The organism is Chryseobacterium sp. 27AL, assembly GCF_057815395.1.
Window position 1 is genome coordinate 71,061 of record NZ_JBYRIW010000014.1, and the last position, 10,987, is coordinate 82,047.

Annotated in this window: 11 protein-coding genes and 1 pseudogene; 6 read left to right on the forward strand and 6 right to left on the reverse strand. The window is 37.3% G+C overall.

Annotation, left to right across the window (positions count from 1 at the left end; translation table 11 throughout):
- Nucleotides 1-27 precede the first annotated feature (27 nt).
- Nucleotides 28-1,254 (forward strand): hypothetical protein, encoded by a 1,227-nt coding sequence (locus AC3WV0_RS15800; protein ID WP_488847052.1) that lies wholly within the window; start codon nt 28-30, stop codon nt 1,252-1,254.
- 618 nt (nt 1,255-1,872) lie between these two features.
- The gene (locus AC3WV0_RS15805; protein ID WP_488847053.1) at nt 1,873-3,036 is read left to right on the forward strand and encodes a hypothetical protein; all 1,164 of its coding nucleotides are present in this window, start codon (nt 1,873-1,875) and stop codon (nt 3,034-3,036) included.
- A 432-nt stretch (nt 3,037-3,468) separates the two neighbouring features.
- On the opposite strand, the gene hemL is transcribed toward AC3WV0_RS15805, so the two are convergent.
- The 3 genes from hemL to AC3WV0_RS15820 all read right to left on the reverse strand — a co-directional run bounded on the left by hemL (nt 3,469) and on the right by AC3WV0_RS15820 (nt 6,834).
- Complete coding sequence (gene hemL, locus AC3WV0_RS15810; protein WP_488847054.1) at nt 3,469-4,752, reverse strand: glutamate-1-semialdehyde 2,1-aminomutase; 1,284 nt, start codon at nt 4,750-4,752, stop codon at nt 3,469-3,471.
- A gap of 53 nt (nt 4,753-4,805) precedes the next feature.
- A complete protein-coding gene (locus AC3WV0_RS15815; protein ID WP_488847055.1) occupies nt 4,806-5,864 on the reverse strand; it encodes a glucosaminidase domain-containing protein in 1,059 nt (352 codons plus the stop codon).
- 67 nt (nt 5,865-5,931) lie between these two features.
- Nucleotides 5,932-6,834 carry a 1-aminocyclopropane-1-carboxylate deaminase/D-cysteine desulfhydrase gene (locus tag AC3WV0_RS15820; protein WP_488847056.1) on the reverse strand — a complete coding sequence of 301 codons (903 nt, stop codon included), beginning with the start codon at nt 6,832-6,834 and terminating at the stop codon, nt 5,932-5,934.
- Nucleotides 6,835-6,907: 73 nt separating this feature from the next.
- Here AC3WV0_RS15820 and AC3WV0_RS15825 point away from each other — a divergent pair, with 73 nt between their 5' ends.
- Nucleotides 6,908-7,519, forward strand: a complete 612-nt coding sequence (locus AC3WV0_RS15825; RefSeq protein ID WP_488847057.1) for a hypothetical protein — start codon at nt 6,908-6,910, stop codon at nt 7,517-7,519.
- Nucleotides 7,520-7,528: 9 nt separating this feature from the next.
- Here AC3WV0_RS15825 and AC3WV0_RS15830 read toward each other — a convergent pair whose 3' ends face one another.
- Nucleotides 7,529-7,855, reverse strand: coding sequence for a hypothetical protein (locus AC3WV0_RS15830; protein WP_488847058.1), 327 nt, complete (start codon nt 7,853-7,855; stop codon nt 7,529-7,531).
- A gap of 40 nt (nt 7,856-7,895) precedes the next feature.
- Between AC3WV0_RS15830 and AC3WV0_RS15835 the strand changes: the two genes are divergently transcribed.
- The 3 genes from AC3WV0_RS15835 to AC3WV0_RS15845 all read left to right on the forward strand — a co-directional run bounded on the left by AC3WV0_RS15835 (nt 7,896) and on the right by AC3WV0_RS15845 (nt 10,312).
- Complete coding sequence (locus AC3WV0_RS15835) at nt 7,896-8,078, forward strand: C1orf53 family protein (RefSeq protein WP_066441318.1); 183 nt, start codon at nt 7,896-7,898, stop codon at nt 8,076-8,078.
- Between the two features lies 1 nt (nt 8,079).
- Nucleotides 8,080-8,607, forward strand: a complete 528-nt coding sequence (locus AC3WV0_RS15840; protein WP_488847059.1) for a DUF4136 domain-containing protein — start codon at nt 8,080-8,082, stop codon at nt 8,605-8,607.
- 169 nt (nt 8,608-8,776) lie between these two features.
- A complete protein-coding gene (locus AC3WV0_RS15845; RefSeq protein WP_488847060.1) occupies nt 8,777-10,312 on the forward strand; it encodes an endonuclease in 1,536 nt (511 codons plus the stop codon).
- A gap of 295 nt (nt 10,313-10,607) precedes the next feature.
- On the opposite strand, the gene AC3WV0_RS15850 is transcribed toward AC3WV0_RS15845, so the two are convergent.
- Together AC3WV0_RS15850 and AC3WV0_RS15855 are read right to left on the reverse strand one after the other, a co-directional pair.
- On the reverse strand, nt 10,608-10,847 hold the full coding sequence (locus AC3WV0_RS15850; RefSeq protein ID WP_488847063.1) for a CCC motif membrane protein: 240 nt from the start codon (nt 10,845-10,847) through the stop codon (nt 10,608-10,610).
- Between the two features lie 36 nt (nt 10,848-10,883).
- A pseudogene (locus tag AC3WV0_RS15855) lies at nt 10,884-10,987 on the reverse strand (ISAon1 family transposase); the annotation flags it as partial.

Sequence of the window (10,987 nt, forward strand, 5' to 3'; positions counted from 1 at the left end):
AATCAGAAAAATTAATCTTAGTATAAAATGAAAAAGAATCTTTTAACTTTATTTTCTCTTACACTAGCTTTAAGTGTAACACTATCTTCTTGTTCTATTGATATTAATGACGGAGATAATAGCAATGGTACAGTAAATACTCCCGGAACTACTGAAAGTATTCTCAGCGGAAGCGGAACTCTTTCCGGAACAATTACCAAAGATATTTTAATTAAAAAAGGAACCTATATTCTTGATGGTGTTGTAAAAGTAACCAATGGAGCTACTATTACCATTGAAGCAGGTGCTGTATTCAACGCAGTAACTACTAAATCTAGCAGCTTGGTAATCCTTCAGGATGGCAAAATCAACGCAGTAGGAACAGCTTCTGAGCCGATTGTGTTTACCACCACTACTAAAACCCCTGGGGACTGGGGAGGCATCACATTATACGGAAATGCTCCTATTAAAGCAGTAAATGGCCTATCTCAAGCTCTCTCGGAAGATGGAAACAGTGTTTATTACGGAGGTAATGATGCCAATTCCAATTCCGGAACCATGAAATTCGTACGTGTAGAATACGGAGGTAAAAAAATTAATGACGGAACTTCTGAAACCAACTCTATGACCTTTTATGCGGTTGGAGCAGGAACAACTTTGGAAAACCTGGTAACTTATAAAGGAACTGATGACGGATACGAATTCTTCGGAGGGACCGTAAGTGCAAAGAATATTGTTTCTTACGGAAATTTTGATGATTCATTTGACTGGCAGGATGCTTGGAGCGGACAAAACAATACAAACTGGTATGCATTCCAGACTGGCACAGGAAATTTCGGTATGGAGATCGAAGCTTCTGCAAATGTGGACAATACAGCTCCAAAAATTTCAAATATCACTTTAATCAGAGATACCAATACGAACCCTGAAGTTGCAGGTTCTGTAGAAATTTCTGCTATCCAGTTTAAGAGACAGGGAACAGGAATTTTCTCTAATGTTTACATCAGTGGATATAAAAACATGGGCGGCAAGAATGCTTATGCTGTTCTTATCCAAGATGATGCTACAAATACCAATCAGGTAAATGCAAATCCTACTAAAGTTTCTGTTTCTCCTATCAATTATGTAAATTCTGATAATGCAGGTGTTTGGGGATATGCGCAAACAAATGGAGGAAAAACATTTACCAACGCTTCTACCGTTACAAAAGTTTCTTTAACACCTGGAGCCTGGGCTACCGTAGACGGAGTAAACCTGTTAGCAGCACTTCAATAATCAGTAATTAGTTTCTTCATATTAAATTAGAACGGCATCGGAAAGTTTTTTCCGATGCCGTTTTGTTGCTTAAAAATAGATCTTTTGCTATCAAAACTGCTTGAATAATTTCTAATCATGACAAAAATATACATTATAATTTGCTCCTTGTAGCAAAATCTGTGTAGTGATGACCTCAATGATGTTACCGGAACTCCGTAGGAGTTCAATTTATGAAGGATTATTTTTAAACAATTAAGGCTAATAAAGAAGTTAAGTTTAATTAAGATCATATCTAAATATTTTTAAGCAACGATCTTCAATCCGCTTACAGATTACTTAACTTCCTAAATTAAATCTTAATGGTTCAAGTTCAAAATAAGAATGTAATTCAGTCATTAAAATTAAGACATCCATAAGCAGCAAACTTTTCAACCCATTTACGGATTACTTAATTTCCCTTAACTTTTTAAATTAAATCTTAATGGTTTAAATCAAAGATGAAATAAGTTTTAATACTATATTACATCATATTGCTTACCTCCATATTGTGAAAATACAGAGAAAAATGGTAATTTGGTCTTCTGAAAAAGAAAAGCATTTAAAAATAGCTATTAAGCATCATAAATCTGATATCTTATGAAAAAAAATTATCTGAAGCTCTTCGCTGCAGCAGTCATTATAAGTTCACCGTTTATTTTCCAGGCATGTACAGAAGATGAAGATGTTGCTACGATAGCAGTGGTAGGAATAGCCCAAGACCCTGCCAATTTCAAAGGAGAGGTTGCCAACGGCCAGGTTGTTACGCTTGATGCAACAAAGGTATATGTACTCAATGGCGCCGTACGGGTAAAAAGCGGAGGAAAGCTCGTGATCCCTGCAGGGACAAGAATCGTGGCTACGGCGGCAGCTGACTCATATATCCTGGTAGAACAGGGCGGGCAGATTTATGCCAACGGAACATCAGCCTCACCGGTAACATTTAATTCATCCGCTGCCACAGCAGGAAGCTGGGGAGGAATTATAATCTGTGGAAAAGCACCAATCAACACCGGAACAACAGGCACTACGGAAGTTGGAAATGCTGCTTATGGCGGAACAGCCGCTACAGATAATTCAGGATCATTAACGTATGTAAGGATTGAAAATGCAGGCATCAGCTATGCAACCGGTAAAAACTTCAACGGTCTTTCCCTCTATGGCGTGGGAAGCGATACTAAAGTAGAGAATATTGCCGTGGTAAGCGGAGCCGAAGACGGAATCCAGATCTATGGAGGAACAGTAAATCTTACAAACATAGTTTCTATCAGTAATGCAGATGATGCATTGGTCTGGACCGACGGATGGATCGGAGCAGCATCCAATATTTATACAAAAAGGAGGACCAGTGGCACGGGAAATACAGGAATCAAAGGAATAAACAATACTGCCAGTGCTGATGCTTCCCCAAGATCCAATCCAATCATTAAAAACGTAACGCTTATCGGTGGTACTACCGGAGAATCTCAGGCGATCAGATTATATTCAGGAACATATGCCAGTTTTGAAAATGTCGTTCTCTCTAACTGGACGGACGGCTTCAGTCTTGAAAGCGACTCTACAGTAACTCATTTCAACGGGGAAAGTAAAATCAAAGATGTCTTTTTCGACACCAATATTACCAATAAAATGACAGCCAAGGCAACCGATGGTTCAGACGTAGCCATACAGTCTTCCACCTATACCGAAAAAGCAGATGCTACCGGCGCCGGAAACCAGCTGGCAAGTCCGGCCTGGGCAATCGGATGGTCATCTTTACAGTAAGAACATTAAAAAAATATACAGCAGCATCGGATTTTTCCGGTGCTATTTTATTTTTATATAATGAAATAATTAAAATGAAATATATTATATTTTCAATAAAGAATAAAATAAAGGCTTTAGCCAAAATCTATCATAAGTTTTGACTATAGCCTATCATATTTATATGATTTGTGACTGTCCTAAAAAGTTTGGCCAGCCTCTTTTTTCGCCACCGAAAATTAATAGTTAATTTTATACTCCGGAGGAGCAAATTAAATGATGACTTCACGCGGTATGCTATAAAATTATTACTAAAAAAAGTCCTAATAAAGAGACTATTCAAACTTTTTGGACAGCCTTCTGCTGATATTACCAATTGTTTCTATTCTGATTTTAGGCTAAATAAAAAGGATGAAGCTATGAACCCCATCCTTTATAATTTATCTTTAATAATTAAGAATATTCGAATTTTCTGACTGCTTCCAGTGTCATATCAATTTCCCGGTCCTTGATGGCATCACTGATGAAATACGTTTCATATCCACTCGGCGGAAGATAAATTCCGTTGGTGAGCATCTGGTGGAAGAAATTATTAAACAATGCATGATTGGCTTCCTGCGCTTCATCAAAATTAGACACCCGGTTGATATGGAAAAATACAGACATCATCGATCCTTTACGGTTGATCTTGTGAGCAATTCCTTTCTCATTTAAAATTTTTCCGATTTCAAAATCTAACGTTTCTGTGGTTTTTGACAATCTGTTGAAAAATTCAGGATCATTTTTAATGAGCTGTAACGTCTTCAGTCCGGCTCTCATCGCCAATGGATTCCCACTCAATGTTCCGGCCTGGTATACACCACCTTTAGGCGCCAGATGATCCATAATTTCATTTCTGCCGGCAAAAGCGCCCACTGGAAGCCCGCCTCCGATTACTTTTCCGTAAGTGACAAGATCAGCCTTTACATTAAAAAGTTCCTGTGCCCCACCAAAAGCCAGTCGGAAACCAGTCATTACTTCATCAAAAATTAACAAAGTACCGTTCTCGTCACAGATTTTTCTTAATTTCTGAAGGAATTCATTTTCGGGAAGAACGCAACCCATATTTCCGGCTACAGGCTCAATAATTACCGCTGCAATTTCTCCCTGATTGTGTCTGAACAAATCTTCTACCTGTTCAAAATCATTATATCTTGCGAGCAAGGTGTCTTTTGCCGTTCCTGCCGTTACGCCTGGAGAATTAGGATTTCCAAAAGTTGCCGCACCACTACCCGCCTTGATCAAAAACGAATCTGAATGACCATGGTAGCAGCCTTCAAACTTTACAATTTTATCCCTTCCTGTAAAACCTCTTGCCAGTCTGATGGCGCTCATGCAAGCTTCCGTTCCAGAAGAAACCATTCTGATCTGGTCGATATTCGGAACATTTTCTACGATGAATTTAGCGATCTCCGTTTCCAGCTCGGTAGGTGCTCCAAAAGAAAAACCTTTCTCCGCCTGGATCTTTAATTCTTCCAGAACTTCAGGATGAGTATGTCCTAAAATAGCCGGTCCCCACGAATTGATATAATCGATATACGTATTGTCATCGGCGTCGGTAAGGTAAGCCCCTTTAGCAGATTTCATAAAAACAGGCACTCCTCCCACAGATTTGAATGCTCGAACGGGTGAATTTACACCTCCCGGAATGTATTGGTACGCTTCATCGAATAAAGCTGAACTTCTTTGGTATTTCATATTTAGTTGTTGGTTAATGGTTGCTAGCTGTCAGTTTATCAACCATCAACAAATTAATTTCTGGGTTTTTTATCAATTAAATAAATCAGTTGTCCGGGAGAAGGTCTTTGTCCCTCATCCATTCTATTTTTAGCGTACAATTTATTCAATTTAATCCCGAATTTCTGGGCGATATCATGCATATCTTCACCAGCTTCGGCTTTATAGGTTGCTGTATTTCCTGCTGAATTTTTGGATTCAAGAAAAACAATGTCATTTTTGTGTAGAACATCACCGTCCAGCTCGTTCCATCTAATGAGTTTACTTTCGCTGATTTTAAACTTCTTCGCAATAGCTTCTACATTTGTATCTTCGGGGATAACGATGTATTTTAAGCCGTCATTCGGATGACTTTTAATTAAAATCGAATTCAGCATTTCCGCCTTTGTTTTGATTCTTTCAACTCTTTTCTGCTGCTGAGCATAAGAAGTCTGCTTGTACGGAACTTCAATTATTACAGGATCTTTCGCTTTTTTAGTATATTTTTCGGGTTCCAGCTGAGCCATGAAAGCTCTGTCGTCTTTTAGATTGGGATACATTTTAAGGACTGCATACAGAACTTCTTTGGAACTGGTATTGTCGAATTCGTATAATCTGTACTTTTCAATTTTACCAATTAATATAGAAGCATAACGAGGGTTTGTAGCGTATCCTGCTTTTTTCAGCCCTGTTGCCCACGCTTTGTAATCTTTCATATCCAGATTAAAAAGGTTTGCGTAATATTTTCTTGTAGATAAAAATATCGAGTGGTCTTCGTATGATTGTCGCGGATCGTCATACACTCTGAAGCACTCATTGGGAGCATCATCCGTGTGTTTCATCGTTTTGCCGGTCCAGTCTTCTTTACATTTGATTCCGAAGTGATTTTTACCCTCTAATGCGAGACGGCTTTGCCCGCCTCCTGTTTCCAGAAGCCCCTGAGCCAGAGTGATAGAAGCCGGAATTCTGTATTTTTCCATTTCTTCCACTGCGTATTTTGCAAATTTCTGGATGTATTGATCTTCAGTGGCCCAGTTTTGGGCTGAGAATTTTGATAAAACTAAAAGGCTTACGAGTAAGAAAAGTCTTTTCATCTTATAATTTTTATTGTTTTAAAATGAAAGATGGAACACTAAGTGTTTCATGTTTTTCAATTTTACTTTATATAATTAAATTTCTGTTCTGTTTTTCCAAAAGCATATTTGCGCCCTCGATTCCTTGTACTCCTCCGGTATGAAAGCACAGAATTTTACTGTTTTCAGGAAAATACTCTTCATTAATCATCTCAAAAATCTTCTGCATCATTTTTCCTGTATAGATCGGTTCCAGCGGAATTCCGTAATCTCTCTTAAAATCATTGATAAAACGGATATTCTCATCATTTATTTTACCATAACCTCCAAAAGCAGAATCTATTAGACTGAAATTCTCTCTGGAAGTTAATTGTGAAATTCTATTTTCCAGTGAAGAATCACTTACCGCTTTAAAGCCGATAACTTTCTGATTCTCTTCACAGAATTTTGAGATTCCGGCAACTGTTCCTCCTGTTCCGACTGCGGTGCAAAGATAATCAAAATCTTTTGTTTGGTCATTCAGCATCATTTTAACGCCTTCTACAGCATCGGCATTTGTTCCTCCTTCGGGGATGACGAGTGCCTGAGGAAATTCTTTCTGTAAAAATTCGGTCAGCTTTTCTTTGTGACGGTATTCTTCACGGGTGACAAACTGTAGGTTCATTCCGTTTTTTCTGGCAAAGGATAACGTCGGATTTTCCCGCCATTTATCTTTTAATTCTTCTCCCCTGATGATACCGAGTGTGGGAATTCCGGAAAGCTTTCCTAAAGCAGAAACAGCAGCAATATGATTGGAAAAAGCACCTCCGAAGGTGATAATGTAAGGCTTTTCAGGGTTTTTTGCTAAATATTTATTAATGTTAAAAAATAATTTCCAGTACTTATTTCCTGAAATTTCAGGATGAATGAGGTCTTCCCTTTTCATAAAGAGCTTTACCTTTTTTCCAACAGGAATTTCAACGACAGGAATATGGATATCCGGAATTTTCATCTCTGCAAATTTCCTGAATTTATTTTAAATGATAATTTATAAATTAGTTAAACAAAACTTAAAAAACATTCCCATGAAGAAATCAACCGTTATTATCCTCATTATTTTGGTAGGCCTTAGTTTTTTTGGAGGAATGACTTATATAATTTTCAAGGATTTTTTTCCGACAAAATCTGAATTTGACATTCCAGATAAGCAAAATGACAAAATGGTCAATATGCTGAATGAGGAAATTGATAAAGAAATAGATAATCATACCCAAAGCGTCATGTATCCCGGCTATATTCCCGAAGCCAGACAACATACGATTGACTTTTTAAAAACGATAAAATCAATAGAGAGTTATGCACGATATGGAGTTAAGTCTACGCAACCCAGAAATTATATTGAGCTAAAGATCACATTCAATGACGGAAGTGTGGCGGACAACGTTTATACAGGCCATTCCTGTAACGCTTATATGGAAACCTGCCTGCTGCTAAAGGTCGAAATGAAAGATGGAAAGGCTGTAAAAGTTTTTTCAAACGGACAGGAGAAAAAAGGATCTCCGGACTGGATAAAACCTGATCTTAATTTACTTATAGAAAAGGCTATTGCTTATGATATCGACAGGAATAAAGATCAATATTTCGGAAAGCAAAAAACCCAGGAAGATTTTGATAAGGAGTGGCAGGATCAGAAGTAATAACATTTCTTATAAATATTTCCAAAAGTTCCAGAACTTTCTTTTTCTCAGGTAATTCATGTCATGTTCATTTGCGTAAGCTTCTCTTTCAAAAGAAATTCGTCTATAGGCATGATAAGGATTTTTTAATCTGAATAACCAGTAATAATACTCAATGACATAGAAAATATAGAAGAAAATCACCAACAATTCCATTTGTTGTCTTAAATGGATTTTTTCATGATTAATCAATACTTTATTTTTCTTATCTTCGAGATTCCTAACAAAGATGAAGGGAAAAAGAGTAATGCCGCTGATTTTTAATATTTTTAAAGGTTTATGGCATACAATTATCATGATAACAAATATAAAGTTTTTTAGCTTAGAGATTTAACCTATGGCACTTTTTGACATCAAAGAAGGTGAAGATTTTTACTACAACGAGCAGGGGTATAAGGTTTTTACAGAAAAGTTTCATCTGAAAAGAGGGTATTGCTGTAAAAGTGGCTGTAGACATTGTCCTTACGGATATGATAAAAAGACCGATACATTTATTAAAAACGATAAAAAAAATAAATAAAATGAAGCGCTATATTTTTATTTTGTTAGCTTCGGCTACTTTGGGTTTGACGTCTTGTAGTCCTTTTAATGTGCGTTCCGATTATGCGGATACTGCAAATTTCACCACTTACAAAACGTATAAGCTTAGAATTGATGATCTGAAACTGAATGATATCGACAAAGACAGGGTTTTAAATGAACTGTCGAAACAGCTTCAGAGTAAAGGTCTTCAATCGGGAGAAAATCCTGATCTGATCATTAATGTAAAGGCTAACCATAAAAAAATAACTGATGTTACTACTTCTTCTCCGTATGGAGCATGGGGTTGGGGCGGACCTTTCGGATGGGGAATCGGGATGAACAGAACCTGGACGAGCAATTACAATGAAGGCGCCATTATCGTGGATATGGTTGATGCAAGATCAAACAAATTGGTTTGGCAGGGAATCGGAAGCGGAATATCTGTTGACCGACCAAAGGCTAAGCAAAAACAAATCCCGGAAATTATGGCGGAAATTATGAAAAATTATCCTCCGCAAAGAAAATAAGATTAACATTAATCAGATATATAGAAAGTCAATACGGTTTGTATTGGCTTTTTTTGTTGTTATTAAATAAGATATTTCACTATACATTAGAATAATGAAGTTAAAATTAACAATTCCGTAATTCTTAATTCATAAATTTGTCTTAATCTTACCAAACTAAAATATTAACATGAAAAAACCATTATTGATTTTTGCATTCGCCTCTTTGCTGGCCCATGCACAGGCACCTTCGGGGTATTATAATTCGGCAAACGGATTATCCGGAGCTTCTCTTAAAACGGCATTAAGCACGATTATTACCAACGGCCATCAGGATAAAGGATACAGTGGCCTCTGGACAGGCTATAAAACCACCGACATTGATAAAAATTATGAAAATGACGGTTCAATTCTGGATATTTACTCTGAAAAACCATCCGGTGCTGATCCTTATAATTACACCCCTGTAACCAACCAATGTGGGACATATTCTGTAGAGGGTAACTGCTACAACAGGGAGCATATTGTTCCTCAAAGCTTGTTTAGTGAGGCGTCACCAATGGTTTCCGATATTCATTTTATCAGGGCTACAGATGGAAAAGTGAACGGTATGCGTTCCAATTATCCTTTCGGTAAAGTTGGGACGGCAACCTTTACTTCTAAAAACGGTTCTAAGCTTGGAAACTCGGTATCGTCCGGTTATTCAGGAACGGTTTTTGAGCCGATTGATGAGTTTAAAGGAGATGTTGCCAGAATGATTTTCTATTTTGTAACGCGCTATGAGAACAAACTTTCTACTTTTTATTCGGGAAATATGCTGGGCGGCTCGTCGTTTCCGGGATTGCAGACCTGGGAACTGAATGTTTTGCTGGCATGGCATAATCAGGATCCGGTATCACAGGCGGAAATCAACAGAAATAATGCTTCATACACTTTTCAGGGAAACAGAAATCCTTTTATTGACAACCCGGACTACGTCAATCTAATCTGGGGATCTGGTTCAGGTGGTGGCGGAACAACGAACCCTCCAACCACAACAGGCTGTGCCAATGAAACTTTCGAAACGATTCCAACATCAAGCTCTTCTTCTTATCTTACCAGAACATGGAGTAACGGCGGAATTTCATGGACGGCAACAGATGCCAGAACTGACCAGACCATTTCCTCAAAAGCTATTACGGTGAGAAATGGTGCTTTAACTTCAGGCAGTTCTGCGAATGGAATAGGCTCACTGACTGTGACTACCCAGCTAAAATTCTCAGGATCAAGCGGAACCTTTAATGTAAAAGTAAACGGAACAACTGTAGGAACAGTGCCGTACAATACTAATGCTACGACAACAACCATCAATAATATCAACATTACAGGGAACGTGGTTGTAGAACTGGAAAATACCTCCAGCAGCAACAGGGTTGCCATTGATAATCTGAGCTGGACTTGTTATTCAGGTACTTCTAAGCAGGTACAGAGTTCTTTATCTGATGTGAAATCGCTACAAAACCAGCTACAGATTTCACCAAATCCCATTTCAAACAATGAAATTTTTGTGAAAGGGGAAGCCCAAAATATTAAAAAAGCTGAGATTTATAATCTGCAGGGAAAACTGATGCAGACAATCAATCAGCCTTTTGAAAGCAGCAGGAATTCTATTAAAATTAACAATTTACCACAAGGTATTTATATTTTGAAACTGGATACTACGAGCCTGAAATTTATTGTGAAGTAAAAGAAATAAATCCTTCTGTTGATATAAGAATTCATTTACTATTAAGCTTGTTTAAACTAATTGCAGAATTAACCGCAAAACAAAAGATAATTATAACATAATGATTAGTATATTCAAAGTTTTCAAAAGAATAAAAATCGAAGATTTTTTAAGGCTATTGTGCTCTTTCATTTATTGTCATCAACTTAGATAAAATTGAGCTCATCTTTTTTGACTTTTGTGGTTATATAAAAAGTTTAAACAGCTTTATTGATATCTTATAAAAAAAGACCGCTCATTTGCGGTCTTTCTTTATTTATTGTCTTCCCATTCGGGTAATTTCATTAACCTGTTCCATGTATCCTGCCCAACCAACAGTTGCGAGCATGAAAACGAAATAAACCAACTGAATACATCCTAAAACAAGACCGATAATACATAATATTCGTCCGGTATTCAGGTTTCCGAAATCCGAATATTGAGTGGGATTTGCATCGTAAATTAACTTATCATTTTTGTACTTACTCAGACCGATAAGTCCGCAAATAATACCGATAAGCCCTGAACAGGGATCAGTTTCAAAAGTTGGGGACTATGCAAAAAGTTTGGATAATCTGAACAGAAAAAACGATTTATCTTTTACCCCTCGCAGTTGTAATCTGAAGTTTTTGATTTTAGCATTGAAGGATTCGGCAG